The following is an 18795-nucleotide window of genomic DNA, read 5'->3' on the forward strand; positions in this document are numbered from 1 at the left end:
GTGCATACAAGAACAGTAAGTTAAGTAAGTACGTGAAGTCATACAAACGTGGAACAGTCTTGAAGGTAAAAGCAGTCAAGAAGCTAGGAACCACGTACAGATTACAACTAAGTGATGGAAGATATGTAAGTGCAAACAAGAATCTAGTAAAAATTTTCAAACCAAGCAAATAAAATTAAACTACGCATAAGGATGATAATCTTTTAATAAATAGTTGATATTCAATTAGTCTTGATGAGAAAGAAACCGACTTACCATATTTATTGGTAAGTCGGTTTCTCTTTTATCGACTATATTAGGTGGATGATAATAGAAATGGAAATTAAAGATAAATCTAAAAAGAAAATTATAGATAGTTTTTTAAATATCTCTTTGCATAAAGATATAAATGAAATAAGTATAGATGACATAATTTTGAATAGTGGCGTTTCTAGAGGAACTTTTTATAATCATTTTAAAAGTAAAAATGATATCTTATTATATTTAGAAAAAACTATGTGTTCTTCCATAGACGATGTTCTTTTTGAAATTGTTGATTATGATGACAATTATATGGATGTTATTACTCATAAGGTATTGCCCCTTGTTTACGAAAACAGAGATTATACTAAAATACTATATAAATATTACCAACCATCGTTTTTCGATTTTATTGTAAAAAGATACTCAAAATATTTCATTAAATATTTTGATCACTATGATGAAAAAGTTCTTAAATTATCGAAAAATTTCGCGGTTCAATTTTTCTTTAGAATGATGTTAAATGCGATGTTATTATGGATTTCTGAGGCAATTCCATTAACTCCGGAAGAATTCGAACCATCGTTTAAAAAAATAATAAATTCTTCGGTTTCTGATGTGTGTGGAATTGAAATTGATTAAAATATAGATATTTTTTAGACTATAGTAACCTCTTAAATGCTATATATTGATTCTAGTTCAGTTATCTATGACATTTAACAGTAATCGACTTCATCGTAAATAAAAAAGACTGCTCTTTTGGGCGGTCTTTTTATTTCAAAAAATTAGACTTTTTTCTAAAAAATAGCCGTTTTTTAAATAATCATTATGCGCACGTGGTTACACTAATGCCGGTGTATAAGAAGTTCATCTTCATCTCATTTTTAGCTAATTATTGCTGTTGAATAAAATTTAAACAAAACTTAAACAATCCGTTTTCTAATCTTTTCAATTTTTACGATGCCCATAAATCAATCTTTCAATCGTTTTAATTAAAAAAATATTATAAAAAGTAGATTAGGTGTTGATATATCAGCCGTTGGGGACCTTGATAGAATTAAATTTCGGTTTATAATTTCTCTTGCTGAAAAAATTTATTTTCTGATAGGAGGTTAATAAAATGTTATACAACCACAAACAGTTCAGAAAAAATTCTGACAAGAAAATTATGAGAAAAGTAAAGAAAAATTGGGTTGTTTTATCAGTAGCTTCATTTTCACTAATTGGAGCCGCTGTTGTAATGCAATCTAACCAAAATGTTGCATTTGCTAGTGAAACTCAAGTTTCCGCAAATACAACCACTGATCAAAATAATAACAAAGATAATAACAATAATAATTCAACGATTGATAACCAAAAAAACGAAGCTAAGGCTCAACTAGACGCTGAAGCTAGCAAGGTCAAGGATGCCATCAACAATGATGCTTCTTTGTCTCAATCCGATAAGGATAGCCAAAATGCTGAAGTAGATTCATACAAGGCAGCAGGTGAACAAGCAATCGACAATGCTACTGACACTGACAGCATTAGCCAAGCACTAAGTGACGGTAAGAATAATATTGATGCAAGTCATGTTGCAAACCAAGATGGTAGTGACTCAAATGCATCCAGTGATGCTAGTTCAAGTGCTGATCAAAATAGTCAAAGTTCAAGTGATTCTCAATCACAACAATCAAGCGCCTCATCAACATCATCAGACGCTTCTTTGGCAAGCTCTTCATCTAGCTCAGACGATAGTAATGAAGGACTATCATTGAGGGATGGAAGTTCAAATGCTCCTGCAGACAGTAACACATATATTAGCGGTCCTAAAAAGGATTATCCAGATGCAGTTGCAAGCACTAAAATGACTTATCTTGGCGTTAATAAAGATGTTAACTCAAATCAATATATTATAAATTTTCAATTTGGTTCAAAAGTAATTACCAAAACTGGTGGAGCAAATCGAGTTCTAGAATTCGCTATAAATCTTAGTCCTAATTTATACAGTAAGGTTGATAAAGTAACCGCTTCTAATGATGATGGGGATTTAAAACTTACCAATAATAATGGGCAATACTACGTTAAACAGGCTACTAAAACAGTCATTGGTGGAAATGTTAATATTTCTGTTTATGTTGATCCGGTTAAGGTAAATTCTAATGACTGGATTTCTGCTTTCATGTCTACTCATAGAGAACACTCTAATGGAAGCCTTTGGAATTCTAGTACAGAAATTGCTTTTTCAGCTACTAGAAGTCTTACTTACAACCAATTTGGAAATGATTTTAACTCTCAATTACTTGCACAGTTAAAGACTGACAAGTTAAACGATTTAAACCAAACAACTCCCCTAAACCAAGCCACTCAACTATTAAATAACTACACTTCTCAAATCAACACGGTTACAACAGATGGTGACTTTGTTTCTCAATTGAATTCTATTCAAAGTGCCTACCAAGCTGACAATACTTCACTATCTAACGCGCTTTCTCAATTAAGTAACCAAGCATCTACATCAACAAGCAACGTTTCAAACCTAAGCAACTTATCTTCTAGTGACAAGCAATCATTTACTAATTCTGTTAATAGTGCATTGCAAACAGCACAAGCAAACTTATTGGGCGTTTCTCAATCAAGTCAAATCGCTGGTGCTTTATCAGATGGTATTAATTCTATTAAGAAGGTGGAACTACAAGCTACCATTAATTCCGCCATTAATGATATTAACAATGCCGTTACAAACACTACTAATAATATTCAAAATGATAGAACAATTGCTAAGGATCAATCTGACCAACAATTGCAAAATGTTGTGGCAGATAAGAATAACTACACTAGTCAACTACAAGCCGTTACCGATATTGCAAACGTAGCGGGTATTCGTACCCAAGGTGTGAACCAAATTAATGGCGAATATGTTCCGGGTCCAAGTATCCCTAATCAAAAGATTGCCGCTCAAGCTACTATCGAAGCGGAATTCACAAAGATGAAGAATGCTATCAATGCCGATAACACACTAACCTCTGACGAAAAAGAACGAGAAATATCAAACCTAGTTCAGGCTAGAGGTGAGGCACGATCAAATATTCAAAATTCATTTACTGCTGATAAAATCAACGATGCACGTGATAAAGGTATCCAAAATATTGACGCACAATATGCACCAAGTTCAAAAACATTAGATCAACGCAGATCTGAAGCCAAAAATCAATTAGAGAATGAAGCTGGTTGGATTAAGAGTCAAATTGATGCCGACAACACATTAACTAGTGCCGAAAAGACACAACAAAAGAATAATGTTGATAGTGCTCTTTCTAATCTTGAATCTCAAATTGATGCTTCCAATGTCGCAGACGATATCATCAATTTGAATACCAGCGGCGTTAAAATTATTGATAACCAATACGTTCCGTCAAAGACATCATTAGCTGACCAAAAGGCTAATGCCAAGGCTCAACTAGAAGCAGAAGCAACCAAGATTAAGAATCAAATTGATGCCGATAATACTTTGACTAGCGCAGAAAAAGCTACTCAAAAGAATAACGTCGACAATGTCAAAGTAAATGACCAAGGCAATATTGATGCAGCAACTAATGCTGATGGCGTCAATAATGCTTACAGCCAAGGTGTCACAGACATTGATAATCAATACGCCCCAGGTAAGACTTCATTACCTGACCAAAAGGCTAATGCTAAGGCTCAACTAGAAGCAGAAGCAACCAAGATTAAAAATCAAATCAATGCCGATAACAGTTTGACCACTTCAGATAAGAGCAGTCAAAAAGCCAACGTTGATAGTGTCAAAGCGACTGACCAAGCAAAAATTGATGCCGCAACCAATGCCGATGACATCAATAACGCATACAACCAAGGAATTACTGACATTGATAAACAATACGTTCCAGGTAAGACCTCAGTTGCTGATCAACAAGCAAATGCCAACGCTAAACTAGAAGCAGAAGCAACCAAGGTTAAGAATCAAATCGATGCCGATAACACTTTGACTACAGCAGAAAAGAATACTCAAAAAGCCAATGTTGATAGTACAAAGGGTGTTGCACAAGCTGCTATTAATGCTGCAACTAACGCCGATGACATTAATACCGCATACAATAATGGTGTCACAGACATTGATAACCAATACGTTCCAGGTAAGACTTCATTAGCCGACCAAAAGACTAACGCTAAGGCTGATTTGGATGTCCAAGCAGCTAAGATTAAAAATGATATCGCAAATGATGCTACATTAACGCAAGATCAAAAGAATGACCAAATGGATCAGTTAGCAGCTGATAAAGTTGCTGCTGAGCAAGCAATTGATAATGCTGCTGATGCGGATGACATTAATAAGGCATTGGGTGATGGTAATTTGAATATGGAAGCGGACCATCAACCTGGCCAAGCGATTGATAATCAAAAGGCAACTGCTAAACAAGCTATTCAAGCTGAGGCTAACAAGGTAAAAGCTGCCATTGCTGCGGATTCCAGTTTGACTAGTGAAGAAAAAGCAAAGCAAAAGAATGCTGTAGATTCAGCTTCTGCCGCGGCCCAAACTAATATTGACGGTTTAACAAACGCCGACGATATCAATTCAGCAATCAAACAAGGTATTTCCGACGTTGATGGAAAACACGTGGCTGGTACATCATTAGACACACAAAAAGCTAACGCTAAGTCACTACTAAATGATGAGGCCAACAATATCAAACAAGCTATTGCAAATGATGCAACATTAACTCAAGCGCAAAAAGATGCTCAAACTGCTAAGGTAAATGCCGACGCAGATGCCGCATCAAAGGCAATTGATAATGCAAGTGATGCCGACAGTGTTAATAAAGCAATCAGTGATGGAACAAGCAACATTGATGCTGATCACACTTCAAAGGCACCAGTAGACAGTCAAAGATCAGATGCTTTAAACCAATTAGATGAAAAAGCAGCTAAGGTTAAACAAGACATCGCAAACGATGCAACATTAACTCAAGCGCAAAAGGATGCTCAAACTGCCAAGGTAGACGCCGATGCAGCCGCTGGTAAACAAGCAATCCAAAACGCTACTGATGCTGATAGCATCAACAAGGCACTAAGTGATAACAGTGGTCAAATCGCTAACGATCACCAACCAGGAAGCTCAGTTGATAATCAAAAGGATTCTAACAACACTAACTTGGATGCTGAAGCAACCAAGGTTAAGAACCAAATTGATGCTGACGTTTCATTAACTGGTAAAGAAAAAGACCAACAAAAGAGTAATGTGGAAAGCGTAAAGGCAGCTGCTGAAGCTAAGATTAATGCTGCAACTAATGCTGATGGTATTAAGGCTGCATACGATCAAGGTATCAAAGATATTGATGCTCAATACGTTCCAGGTAAGACTTCATTACCTGACCAAAAGGCTAATGCAAAAGCTCAATTAGATGCCCAAGCTGCCAAGATTAAGCAAGACATCGCAAACGATGCCACATTAACCCAAAGTCAAAAAGATGCCCAAATGGCCAAGGTTGATGCTGATAGACAATCAGCTGAATCAGCAATTGACAATGCTAAAGATGCCGATGGTGTTAACCAAGCAATTAGCGATTGGAATGGAACTATTGAAAAAAATCACCAACCAGGTAAGCCAATTGCTGATCAAAAAGCTGACGCTAAGGCAGCTATTCAAGCTGAAGCTGACAAGGTTAAAGCGGCAATCGATGCAGACCCAACTTTAACTAGTGATGAAAAGGCTGATCAAAAGAACAAGGTTGATAGTGTAAGCTCTGCTGAACAAGCTAAGATTGATGGTTTAACAAATGTGGATGACATCCATAACCAAATCACTCAAAGTGTGTCCGACATTGATGATGTACACCAATCAGGTGAGAGTTTAGCCGACCAAAAGGCAGCTGCAAAGTCACAATTGGATGCTCAAGCAGCTAAGATTAAACAAGACATCGCAAATGATGCGACATTGACTCAAGCTGATAAGGATGCTCAAAGCGCCAAGGTTGATGCAGATACAAATGCCGGCAAACAAGCAATCGACAACGCAGCTGATGCTGATAGCATTAACAGCTTGATTAAAGACAACAAAGATAAGATTGCTGCCGACCACGTTTCACATGCATCGGTAGATGACCAAAAGGCAAGTAATAAGAAGACATTGGACGACCAAGCAGCCAAAGTTAAACAAGATATCGCAAACGATAACACATTGACTCAAGCGGAAAAGGATGCTCAAACTGCCAAGGTAGAAGCCGATAAAGAAGCTGCTGAAAAGGCAATCGACGCTGCCTTAGATGCTGAAGGTGTCAAGAAAGCCACTGATGCTGGTAACAAGCAAATTAATGCTGACCATGTACCAGGTAAATCAGTTGATGATCAAAAGGCTGCTGCTAAGAAGCAATTGGATGACCAAGCAGCTAAGATTAAACAAGACATCGCAAACGATACAACATTAACTCAAGCTGAAAAAGACGCCCAAAGCGCAAAGGTTGACGCTGATAGAGACGCTGGCGAAAAGGCCATTGATGGCGCAACTAATGCCGATGACATCAACAAGTTAATCAGTGACACTACAGGTAAAATCAATGTTGACCACGTTTCAGGACAAGCAGTAGCTGATCAAAAGACAGCTAAGAAGAACGACCTAGACAACGAAGCCAACAAGGTTAAGGCAGCTATTGATGCTGACAACACCTTGAGTAAAGCAGAAAAAGATGCTCAAAAGGCAGCCATTGATGCTGATGTTGACGCTGGTAAGAAGGCTATCGACGCAGCAAACGATGCAGAAGGTATCAAACAAGCTGTTGATAGTAGTAACCAAAAGATTGATGGTGAACACCACTCAGGTAAGTCTGTGGCTGACCAAAAGTCTGATGCTAAGTCACAAATGGATGCTGAAGCCAACAAGGTTAAGGCAGCTATTGACGCTGATGACACTTTGACTAGTGCCGAAAAAGCACAACAAAAGAAGAATGTTGATGATGCTAATAAATCTGCCCAAGCTAAGATTGATGACGCAACAAATGCTGATGAAATCAACGATGCAATCAAAGATGGTAATACTAAGATTGATGACCAACATAAACAAGGTACATCAGTTAAGGACCAACAAGCTGCTGCTAAGAAGCAATTAGACGCTGAAGCGGATAAGATTAAACAAGACATCGATAACGACCCAACTTTGAGTAAGTCCGCCAAAGATGCTCAAAAAGCAAAGATTGATAACGATGTCCAAGCTGGTAAGGATACCATTGATAAGCAATCAAATGCTGATGGCATTAACCAAGTAATCACTGATGCCAAGAATAAAATTGATGGTGAACATGTTTCTGGTACTCCATTGTCAGACCAAAAGAAAGCTGCTCAAGATCAATTAAATGCCCAAGCGGCTAAGATTAAGCAAGATATTGACAATGATGCCACATTAACCAGTGATCAAAAGAAAGCTCAAAAAGCTAACATTGACCAGGATGTTACAAACGGTATGAATGCTATTAATGGTGCAACCGACGCTGACGGCATTAATGATGCATTGAGTGGCGCAAATGACAAGATTTCTGGTGAACACCAATCAAAAGACTCAGTAGACAAGCAAAAACAAACGGCTAAGGATAAATTAGATGCAGAAGCAAATAGTATTAAGGATAAAATCCAAAGCGATGCAACATTAACTCAAGCTGAAAAGGATGCCCAAAAGGCTAAGGTTGATGCGGATGTTACTGCAGGTAAGCAAGCTATTAATGGCGCAACAGATGCAGACAGTATCAATAAAGCACTTAGTGATGCTAATACTAAGGTTGATGGTGAACACAACTCAGGAACACCATTAGATACACAAAAGGATACTGCTAGAAATGCAATTGATGCTGAAGCTGCTAAGATTAAAGGTGAAATCGACGCTGATAACACCTTAACTAATGATGAAAAGAATGCTCAAAAGGATAAGGTTGATTCTGACGCTCAAGCTGGTAAAGATGCTATTGAAAATGCTGCAGATGCGGATAGTATCAACAAAGTAATCAGTGATACTAATACTCAAGTTGATAATGATTACGTAACAAGTACCGTACCATTACAAGATCAAAAGAGTAATGCTAAGAAGCAATTAGAAGACTTAGCAACTAAGACTAAGCAAGACATCGCAAACGATGCGACATTAACTCAAGCTGAAAAAGATGCCCAAACTGCTAAGGTGGATGCTGACAAGACAGCTGCTGAAAAGGCAATCGATAACGCTTCAGATGCGGAAGGTGTCAAGGAAGCCAGCGATAATGGTAATAAGAATATTTCTAACGATCACAATTCAGGAACATCAGTTGATGACCAAAAGTCCGTTGCTAAGAAACAATTAGAAGACCTAGCAGCTAAGACTAAGAACGATATCCAAAACGATGCAACATTGACCCAAGCAGAAAAGGACGCTCAAACTGCCAAGGTAGAAGCCGATAAGGAAGCTGCTGAAAAGGCTATCGACGCTGCCACTGATGCTGAAGGTGTCAAAGAAGCAACTGATAATGGTAACGATAAAATCAATGGTGACCATGTACCAGGTGAATCAGTTGATGACCAAAAGGCAGTTGCTAAGAAGTCATTGGACGACCAAGCAACTAAGATTAAACAAGATATCGCAAACGATGCGACATTAACCCAAGCCGAAAAAGATGCCCAAAGTGCCAAGGTTGACGCTGATAGAGAAGCCGGCGAAAAATCCATTGATAGTGCAACTAACGCCGATGACATCAACAAGTTAGTCAGTGACACTACAGGTAAAATCAATGGTGACCACGTTTCAGGACAATCCGTGGATGCTCAAAAGGCAGCCAAGAAGAATGACCTAGACAACGAAGCCAACAAGGTTAAGAGTCAAATTGATAGCGATAACACATTAACTCAAGCCAAAAAGGATGCTCAAAAGGCAGCCATCGATGCTGATGTTGACGCTGGTAAGAAGGCTATCGACGCTGCCTCCGATGCAGAAGGTATCAAACAAGCTGTTGATAGCAGTAACCAAAAGATTGATGGTGAACACCATTCAGGTACATCAGTTAAGGACCAACAAGATGCCGCTAAGAAGCAATTAGACGCTGAAGCTAACAAGATTAAGGCAGATATTGACGCTGATGACACTTTGACTAGTGCAGAAAAAGCACAACAAAAGAAGAATGTTGATGATGCTAATAAAGCTGCCCAAGCTAAGATTGATGATGCTTCAAATGCAGATGAAATTAACGGTGCAATAAAAGATGGTAATACTAATATTGATGGTCAACATAAATCAGGTACATCAGTTAAGGATCAACAAGATGCTGCTAAGAAGCAATTAGATGATCAAGCAGCTAAGATTAAGAATGATATTCAAAATGATGTAACATTAACTTCTGACCAAAAGAAGGAACAAACAGATAAGGTAGATGCAGACAAGACTGCTGCTGAAAAAGCTGTATCTGCTGCTACAAATGCAGACGATATTAATAAGGCAATTAGCAATGGAAAAGATAAGATTTCTAAAGACCATCAATCAGGGACATCATTAGATAAGCAAAAATCTGACGCCAAAAATGCGGTTGATGCTGCAGCTAAAAGTACAAAAGATAAAATCGATTCTGATAACACCTTAACCAGTGCAGAAAAAGAAGCACAAAAGAACAAGGTTGATAGCGAAGCAGAAGATACTAAGAAGAACATTGATGCAGCAACTAATGCAGACGATATCAATGATTTATCTGACCGAATGATTGGAAATGTTGATAACAACTATGCACCAGGAACACCATTGTCAGATCAAAAATCTGCTGCTAAGAAACAACTATCTCAAAAATTAGATGATTTAATTAAACAAATCTTCGATGATGACACATTAACTACCGACCAAAAGAATGCTCAAAAAGCTCAAGCAACTTCAGATATGAATGAAGCTTCAAATGCAGTTGATAACGCTCAAAATGCTGACAATATCAATAAATCAGTAAGTGATGGTAACACCAAGATTACTGGTGACCACATACCAGGCACATCAGTAGATGATCAAAAGTCCTCAGCAAAGCAACAACTAGAAGCACAAGCTGCTAAGACTAAGCAAGACATCCAAAACGATGCCACATTAACTCAAGCACAAAGGGATGCCCAAGTTGCTAAGGTGGATGCAGACAAGACTGCTGCTGAAAAAGCGGTTGATGATGCCACAGATGCTGATTCCATTAACAAGGCAATTGCTGATGGAAACAACAATATTTCTAACGATCATCAATCAGGAACTTCAGTAGATACTCAAAAGGACAACGCCAAAGCTCAACTAGATGCTGAAGCAACCAAGGTTAAGAGTGATATCGATAACGATAACTCCTTAACCAGTGATGAAAAAGACGTTCAAAAGGCTAAGGTTGATGCCGATGTCAAAGCCGGAAAAGAAGCTATCGACAATTCCACAGAAGCTGATAACATTAACAAAGCAGTTAGTGATACTAACGCTCAAGTTGATAAGGAACACGTTGCTGGCACACCAGTAGATAGTCAAAAATCTGTTGCTAAGAAACAATTGGAAGACCAAGCTACTAAGATTAAGCAAGACATCACAAATGATGCCACATTGACTCAAGCAGAAAAGGAAGCACAAATCGCTAAGGTTGAAGCTGACAAGACTGCTGGAGAAAAGGCAATTGATGATGCCAAGAACGCTGATACAATTAACCAAGCATTGGTTGATAGCAACAACTCTATCGTTTCTGATCACGTTCCAGGTAAGTCACTAACTGACCAAAAGGACGCAGCTAAGAAGCAACTAGATGCTGAAGCTGACAAGACCAAGGCAACCATTGATGCTGACAAGACATTGACTAGTGCTGAAAAAGCACAACAAAAGGCTAATGTGGATGCCAAGAACAAGGCAGCCCAAGACAATGTTGATGCTCAAACTAATGCTGACAACATCAATGCAATGACTGCTCAAGGTGTCGAAGAAATTGATGCTCAATATGTACCAGGTAAGGTTTCATTGAGTGATCAAAAGACTAATGCCAAGGCTAAACTTGAAGAAGAAGCTACTAAGGTTAAGAACGATATCTTAAATGACGCCACATTAACTAAGGCTGAAAAGGATACCCAAATGGCTCAAGTAGATGCTGATAAGGCCGCTGGAGAAAAGGCTATCGACGATGCTTTAGATGCTGATGGTATTAACCAAGCAGTCAGTGATAGCAATGCCAAGATGGATGCCGATTACGTTCCAGGCAAGACCTCACTACCAGACCAAAAGAGCAACGCCAAGGCTCAATTAGATGCCCAAGCTGCCAAGATTAAGAATGACATCGCAAATGATGCCACTCTAACCCAAGCAGAAAAGGATGCTCAAATGGCTCAAGTAGATGCTGATAAAGCTGCCGCTGAACAAGCCATCGACAACGCACCAGACGCTGACAGCATTAACCAAGCTATCAGCAATGGTAATACTAAGATTGCTTCTGACTATGTTCCAGGCAAACCAGTTGATGACCAAAAGAGTGCCGCTAAGGCTGACCTAGATGCCAAGGCCGCTAAGGTTAAGAATGACATCGCAAACGATGCCACATTGACTCAATCTGAAAAGGATGCTCAAATGGCCAAAGTTGACGCTGATAAAGCAGCCAGTGAACAAGCTATTGATAATGCAACTAATGCTGATAGCATTAACCAAATCATCAGCGACACCAACGCAAAGATTGATGCAGATCATGTTGCCGGTCAATCATTGGATGCTCAAAGATCAGCTGCAAAGGCAAGAATTGAAGCAGAGGCCAACAAGGTTAGAGCGGCAATTGATGCTGATAAAACATTGAGCAGTGCTGAAAAGGCACGTCAAAAGAAGAATCTTGAACGTGCCAAGGTCAATGCTGAAGCAGAAATTGATTCATCAAGAAATGCAGATACCATTAAAGCTAGGATTTTGCCACAATTACACATCTTGGATATTCAACATGTTAAGAAACAAAACAACGGAAGTGGTCCTGAACAAACTATTCCACGTAATGTTTACATGGTTAAGAACTTCTACAGATACCTAAGCACTACCTTCACTAAGAAGAACCGTGTTCAAGGTTACAAGGCTACATCCCGTCCAAACGCTGTAATGTTTAGAATCATCGGTGAAACTACCAACAAGAACGGTGTAAAGAGATACAAGGTATACCAAATCGTTGTTAAGAAGAACGGCTCATTCAAAGTGGACCGTAAGAAGTGGGGTTACATCACCGCTAAACCTTCTTACATGAGACCTTTGTACTACCGTAGCAACGTTCAACAAATCAAGGTTATTGGTAAGGGAATCCGTGAATACAAGAACGTTAAGTTAAGTAAGGCTGTGAAGGGCTACAAGCACGGTACTGTTTTGAAGGTCAAGGCAGTCAAGAAGTACGGTAGCACATACAGATTACAATTAACTAACGGTCACTACATTACCGCTAACAAGAACTTGGTTCGTAAGCAAACAACACCACGTAACGTATACATGGTTAAAGGATTCTACAGATACTCAAGTGTTAACTTCAGTCACAAGAACAGAATCCAAGGTTACAAGAAGCAAGCTCGTCCAAACGCTGTGATGTTCAGAATTGTTGGCGAAACTACCAACAAGAATGGACTAAAGAGATACAAGGTATACCAAATCGTTCGTAACAAGAAGGGACTATTTAGAGTAGATCACAAGAAGTGGGGTTACATCACCACTAAGCCTTCATACGTAAAACCTTTGTACTACAGCAGCAAGGTTCGTTCGGTTCGCGTAATCGGTTCTAGAATCCGTGCCTACAAGAACGTTAAGTTAACTAAGTCTGTGAATTCATACAAACGCGGAACTGTTTTGAACGTTAAAGCAGTGAAGAAGATTGGTACTACTTACAGATTGCAATTAACTAATGGTAGTTACATCAGTGCTAACAAGAATTTAGTTCAAAAAATTAAATAACATTTGCTTAAAATGATTTAGGCAAACGAAAAAACGACTCGCCAGTAATTGGTGGGTCGTTTTTTATATTTATTTTGACAAACTAGGAAAATCCACTTAGTATAATTAATTATTAGAAAACGATTAGAGAAATTGAGTGATGACGATGAAGATTATCAATACATTGGGCCCTAAGCAGACCGATAGCTATCAAGCCGCCCAGTATCTTGCAGAAAGACAAGAAGTGGATATCAGACTACACGCTAGTTTTGATGATATTTATAGTGACCTAGCAAAACTAAAAGGGCAATATATGTTGGTACCAGTGGCTTTCCGCAGTGCTCAAAGTAATGATAACTGGGTCGATAATAACTACAAATACGTCGATCAACTATCGATTGTCGATACTTTTTTCCTACCGACCATGCCGATGATTTTGGTGCATAATCTACACCAAGATAATCAAAAAGTCGTCTTACACCCAGCTACATCAGCATTCTTACATGATTTTGACGACGATTTGATCCATGACTACGTTTCCAGTAAACCAGAAGCACTGAAAAATTTTTTACGCGGTGATTATGCCTATGCGATTGTCAGTGAGGAATGGTTTGAAAGCTCGACGAATCAAGGGATTGACGGTAGTCGGTTTGAAGTGATTAAACGTTTTTCTCCTACCATGATTTGGTGTCTGTATAAAATAATTGGCAAATAAACGTTGACAATTATTGCGTTTAGAATTATGCTTTCTCTAATGATAATTTAATGATATTTTAATTTAAAACCGAAGGAGGATGTAATTTATGAAGAACTTAGCAGCCAGTTATTATAGCAACTATTGGTACTTTATGTAGTGCTTGCATTTGATTTATTGGATGCAAGCACATGATGCTTGTATCTAACGAAGTTGCTATAACAAATTCGATTAGATACCTGTAAAGTCTAATCGAGTTGCTGTTAAGTGGGAGTTCGCCCGAATACTAACCGTTCGATTAGATGATTAACTAAAAAATCTAGTCGAAGGTATAACCATAAATTATATTCTTTTAGAAAACGTCGACTAGATTTTGTCTAGTCGGCGTTTTTTTACTTCAGGGGGAATTAAAAATGGAAATGATTAATGAGGATCACAATATTCATATTACAAGTAAGAAGAGATTATCTTTAGCGTTATTCATCAATTACTTCGTGCATGGCATGGTATTGGTAATCTTGATGCAAAACATGTTATCACTGGCACATAGCTGGTCAACTTCCATCGCAGTCGTGTCATACGTAATTTCCGGTATCGGAATTGGCCGTCTGATTGCATACCCAATCACCGGAATCCTATCCGATCGACTAAACAGAAAGACATTCGTATTAATTGGCATGATTTTATACATCATCTTCCTATCTGCGATGCCATTTGCTAGCAACATTGTATTCGCGTACATATTAGCAATCTTGGCAGGTGTCGGAAACTCAGCATTGGATGCTGGAACCTACACCACTTTGGTTGAAATTAACAATGGTTCAGGTAAGTCGACAGTGTTCATCAAGGCTTTCATGTCAGCTGGGGATTTCATCCTACCACTACTAGTCTTCTTCTTAGACAGCAGACATTTATGGTTTGGTATTTCATTCATGCTTCCTGCGACCATCTTGATGTTGAATTTATTCAACATCCTAAGTATCAAGTTCCCAGATATTCAACAAATTAACGACAGCATGGAAATGATTAGTTCATCCATCAGCAAGGTAAAGAAGATTTTTGCAACTATCGGATTACTGGTATACGGCTACACTTCAATGGCCTTAATGCTAATCTTCACCCAATGGATTACTTTGTACGGCCTAAAGGTGCTTCACCTAAGTGCGATTACCTCACACTTCCTACTTTCCTTATACAGTATCGGATCAATTACCGGGGTGTTAGTAATTTCATTTATTTTGAAACAAAAATCATGTGAAGAACTACTAGTCGTTATCTTAAACCTAACCGCATTATTAGCACTTGTGGTGATTAATCTAGCAACAACACCGCTAGTCGTTGAAGCGGCCAGTCTAGTATTTGGTTTCTCAGCAGCTGGAGGGGTAATGCAAACTGGTCTAACAATCTTCATGAAACTATTCCCTAAGCATAGAGGCGCCATCACCGGAATCTTCTACTTCTTCGGTAGTATCGCTTCACTAACCGTCCCATTGGTAACTGGTTTCCTATCAACCAAGGGCATCGGTCTAGCATTTAACTTCAGCATCCTAATCTCACTAATCAGCTCAGTCTTCGTGATTTTAGTAATGATAATTATGAAATCCAACAAGGAGTAGGGCCATGCAAGAAATCAGAAAACAAATTACCGACATTGATAACGAGATTATCAAGTTGTTAGAACAACGCTTTGAACTATGTAAGAAGGTTGGCGAGATTAAGCGTGCAAACAATCTCCCAATCCTAGACGAAAAAAGAGAACAAGAAGTCCTAGCGGGGATTGAAGCCACCGCAACAAAGTACGGCGAAGAAATCAAAAGCGTCTTTGCAGAAATCATGCAACAAGCTAAAAACATCGAATAGGAGAATCAACTATGAACTTTATCACAGCAGGAGAATCACACGGACCGCAATTAACTGGAATCTTAGAAGGGGTGCCAGCAGGATTAAAACTAGATATCGACGCGATTAACGATCAACTAGCCAAACGCCAAGGTGGCTACGGTCGTGGTAACCGCCAGGCCATAGAACACGATGTTGTTCAAATTACCGGTGGGGTTCGCCACAAGATTACCTTGGGTTCACCAATTTCATTGACCGTGATGAACAGAGACCACAAACACTGGAATGAAATCATGAACCCAACCGCAGAAGAAACCGCAGCAAACTCAGTCAGAAAGGTGACTCGTCCCCGTCCTGGTCATGCCGACCTAGTCGGTGGGATGAAGTACAACCACCGCGATTTTAGAAACGTTTTGGAACGTTCATCAGCCAGAGAGACCGCCATGCGTGTGGCCATCGGTGCCATCTGCAAACAACTACTAGAACAATTAGGCATCAACATTGTCGGCTACGTCAAACAAATTGGCCAAGTTAACGCCGACGTTGACCACTTACTACCGGTTTCAAAAATCGAAGACAAGATTAAGAACAATGACCTACGCGTTTTAAATGAAGACAAGGTCGATGAAGTCCACGCCATGATTGATCAAACCAAACGTGATGGTGATACCCTGGGTGGAATTATCAAGGTCGTTGCCGAAAACGTCCCAGCTGGTTTGGGTAGCTACACTGGGTGGAATCAAAAATTCGATGCCCGTCTAGCGTTCGCCGCAATGGGTGTGAATGCCATGAAGGGGGTCGAAATCGGTGAAGGATTCGCAGCGGCTACCAAGTTTGGTAGTCAGGTAATGGATCCAATCGACTGGAACGAAGAAAAGGGTTGGTTTAGAGACTCCGACAATCTTGGTGGGTTCGAAGGTGGAATGACCAACGGAATGCCAATTATTGTCCAAGCCGCAATGAAGCCAATTCCAACACTATACAAACCTTTAAAGAGTGTCGACGTTAACAGCAAGGAAGTCAGCAAGGCCAACATCGAACGTTCAGACGTAACGGCGATTGTTCCGGCTTCCATCGTGATTGAAAGTGTAATTGCGATTGAAATTGCCAATATCATTACCGAAACTTTCGACGGCAGCAACATGGAAAGATTAACCAGACAACTAAAGGATTACAGACAAGAAATTAAGGAATTCTAGGAGGAAAAGCGATGAAAAAATTAGTAGTAAATCTGAATACTGGTTTGCATGGCGACCTAGCAGTTCCAGGTGACAAAAGCATTTCTCACCGCAGTGTCATCCTGTCTTCCATCAGTGAGGGCACCAGTCACATTCATCACTTCCTAGCTTCCGACGACTGTATTTCCACCATCAATGCCTTCCGTGAAATGGGCGTAAAAATTGATTTAGCTGGGGATGAACTAACTGTAGACGGCGTCGGTTTGAATGGATTACAAGCACCGCAAACTAAGTTAGACATGGGGAACTCCGGAACCACCACCCGTTTACTATCAGGCCTATTGGCCGCCCAAAAGTTCACCGCAGAATTGATTGGTGATGACTCATTATCCAAACGACCAATGAAACGCGTGAGTGAACCGTTATCGATGATGGGTGCCTCAATTGACACTACCGACGGCCACTTACCCATGACCATTCATGAAGGCCACATCAATGTGGTGAAGTACGAATTGCCAATGGCGAGTGCACAGGTCAAAAGTGCGATTATCCTGGCGGCTTTAAATGCCGATGAGGACAGTGTCATTATCGAACCACATGTGACCAGAGATCACACCGAAACGATGCTGAATCAGTTTGGTGATAGTGTGATTGAAAGACACGGCAATGAAATTACTGTTCATCACCAACCTAAATTAACCGCACAGGACTTCAATGTTCCTGGCGATATCTCATCAGCCGCATTCTTCTTGGTCGCCGCCACATTGGTACCAAACTCATACATTGTGTTGAAGAATGTCGGCATTAATCCCACTAGAACTGGGATTTTAGACGTATTAATCAAAATGGGTGCTAACATCAAACTACTTAATCAAACCAACGGAAGTGAACCAACCGCCGACATTGAAGTGACATACACACCGGATTTAAAACCAATCGAAGTGAGTGAAGAAAGTATCCCATTGATGATTGATGAGTTACCCTTGGTGGCCTTATTGGCTGCTAGAGCTAATGGTCATAGCACCGTCACCGGTGCCGAAGAACTGCGTTTTAAAGAAACTGACCGCATCAAGACGGTGGTAGAAGAACTTAGCAAAATCGGCATTCACATTGAAGAACTACCCGATGGTTTTTCAATCGATGGTGCCAAGGATTGGCAGGTAGTCGATTCCTCATTTGACAGTCACGGTGATCATCGAATCGGGATGACTTTGGCGGTGGCATCACTGTTATTAGATACTGACGTGCAATTGAATGGCGAAGATGCGATTAGCATTTCCTACCCACAATTCTTCGACCACTTACAAAATTTATCAGACTAGGAGGTGTCGGGATGGACGCAATTATTATTGGATTCATGGGCAGTGGTAAGACCACCGTCACCCAGTTATTAGCCGAGAAGTTAAACGTGAATTTCATGGACTTGGATAGTCTGATTGTCGACCACATTGGCCAATCGATTAGCGACTTCTTCGAAGACAATAGTGAAGAAAAGTTTCGAGAAGTTGAGACTGAGGTTTTAAAACAATCGGTTAGTCTAAACGGCATCTTAGCCACCGGAGGAGGTACGCCAATCTACAATGTCGATGTCATTAAGAACATGGATTTACCAGTTTTTCTATTGGATGCCAAAGACGAGACCATCCAACGTCGGCTAAGTGAAAACGAGGGCCGTCCACTAGTAGATAAGCACGGGTTAAATGGGATTATCGAGTTGAAGCATGAACGAGACGTCATCTACAGCGAGCTATCCGACCACACCATTTTTACCGATGACAAGACACCTTTAGAGGTGGCAGACGAAATACTAAATATCCTAAGCAAATAAAAAAGACTGTGACCTGAACCCCTAAAATTGGAGGATGGTTATGCAATTTTCTGGGAGGAATTGTTCCGGTATTCAACCGGTGACATTCCTCCCAGTTTTTGTTTTATACGATAATTGTTGTAATAGGATATATATT

10 protein-coding genes are annotated in these 18795 nt (G+C 39.6%); 9 read left to right on the forward strand and 1 reads right to left on the reverse strand.

Annotation, left to right across the window (positions count from 1 at the left end; translation table 11 throughout):
* The 9 genes from ACOMA7_RS07190 to ACOMA7_RS07230 form a co-directional block, all read left to right on the forward strand.
* A partial coding sequence (locus ACOMA7_RS07190) for a DUF5776 domain-containing protein (RefSeq protein ID WP_421393014.1) occupies nucleotides 1–173 on the forward strand: 173 nt, incomplete at its 5' end.
* 142 nt (nucleotides 174–315) lie between these two features.
* Nucleotides 316–882 (forward strand): TetR/AcrR family transcriptional regulator, encoded by a 567-nt coding sequence (locus ACOMA7_RS07195; RefSeq protein ID WP_421392994.1) that lies wholly within the window; start codon nucleotides 316–318, stop codon nucleotides 880–882.
* Nucleotides 883–1360: 478 nt separating this feature from the next.
* Complete coding sequence (locus ACOMA7_RS07200; RefSeq protein WP_421392997.1) at nucleotides 1361–13141, forward strand: DUF1542 domain-containing protein; 11781 nt, start codon at nucleotides 1361–1363, stop codon at nucleotides 13139–13141.
* A 145-nt stretch (nucleotides 13142–13286) separates the two neighbouring features.
* Nucleotides 13287–13835: a hypothetical protein gene (locus tag ACOMA7_RS07205; protein WP_421392999.1), complete on the forward strand. Its 549-nt coding sequence runs from the start codon at nucleotides 13287–13289 to the stop codon at nucleotides 13833–13835.
* Between the two features lie 392 nt (nucleotides 13836–14227).
* Nucleotides 14228–15430 carry an MFS transporter gene (locus ACOMA7_RS07210; RefSeq protein ID WP_421393001.1) on the forward strand — a complete coding sequence of 401 codons (1203 nt, stop codon included), beginning with the start codon at nucleotides 14228–14230 and terminating at the stop codon, nucleotides 15428–15430.
* A 4-nt stretch (nucleotides 15431–15434) separates the two neighbouring features.
* Entirely contained in the window at nucleotides 15435–15674 is a 240-nt protein-coding gene (locus tag ACOMA7_RS07215; RefSeq protein WP_421393004.1) for a chorismate mutase, read from the forward strand.
* 11 nt (nucleotides 15675–15685) lie between these two features.
* Complete coding sequence (aroC, locus tag ACOMA7_RS07220; protein WP_421393007.1) at nucleotides 15686–16852, forward strand: chorismate synthase; 1167 nt, start codon at nucleotides 15686–15688, stop codon at nucleotides 16850–16852.
* A gap of 11 nt (nucleotides 16853–16863) precedes the next feature.
* Nucleotides 16864–18153, forward strand: a complete 1290-nt coding sequence (gene aroA / locus ACOMA7_RS07225; RefSeq protein ID WP_421393010.1) for a 3-phosphoshikimate 1-carboxyvinyltransferase — start codon at nucleotides 16864–16866, stop codon at nucleotides 18151–18153.
* An 11-nt stretch (nucleotides 18154–18164) separates the two neighbouring features.
* A complete protein-coding gene (locus ACOMA7_RS07230; protein ID WP_301945959.1) occupies nucleotides 18165–18659 on the forward strand; it encodes a shikimate kinase in 495 nt (164 codons plus the stop codon).
* Nucleotides 18660–18697: 38 nt separating this feature from the next.
* Here the strand turns inward: ACOMA7_RS07230 and ACOMA7_RS07235 are convergent, their stop codons facing one another.
* Nucleotides 18698–18790, reverse strand: coding sequence for an IS3 family transposase (locus ACOMA7_RS07235; protein WP_421393017.1), 93 nt, complete (start codon nucleotides 18788–18790; stop codon nucleotides 18698–18700).
* Nucleotides 18791–18795 lie beyond the last annotated feature (5 nt).

It is taken from the genome of Apilactobacillus intestinapis (assembly GCF_049166695.1).
Classification (GTDB): Bacteria; Bacillota; Bacilli; order Lactobacillales; family Lactobacillaceae; genus Apilactobacillus; species Apilactobacillus kunkeei_C.

Coding starts and splice junctions, on each gene's coding strand:
- ACOMA7_RS07195 (WP_421392994.1), top strand. CDS start 316: ATGGAAATTAAAGATAAATCTAAAAAGAAAATTATAGATAGTTTTTTA.
- ACOMA7_RS07200 (WP_421392997.1), top strand. CDS start 1,361: ATGTTATACAACCACAAACAGTTCAGAAAAAATTCTGACAAGAAAATT.
- ACOMA7_RS07205 (WP_421392999.1), top strand. CDS start 13,287: ATGAAGATTATCAATACATTGGGCCCTAAGCAGACCGATAGCTATCAA.
- ACOMA7_RS07210 (WP_421393001.1), top strand. CDS start 14,228: ATGGAAATGATTAATGAGGATCACAATATTCATATTACAAGTAAGAAG.
- ACOMA7_RS07215 (WP_421393004.1), top strand. CDS start 15,435: ATGCAAGAAATCAGAAAACAAATTACCGACATTGATAACGAGATTATC.
- aroC (WP_421393007.1), top strand. CDS start 15,686: ATGAACTTTATCACAGCAGGAGAATCACACGGACCGCAATTAACTGGA.
- aroA (WP_421393010.1), top strand. CDS start 16,864: ATGAAAAAATTAGTAGTAAATCTGAATACTGGTTTGCATGGCGACCTA.
- ACOMA7_RS07230 (WP_301945959.1), top strand. CDS start 18,165: ATGGACGCAATTATTATTGGATTCATGGGCAGTGGTAAGACCACCGTC.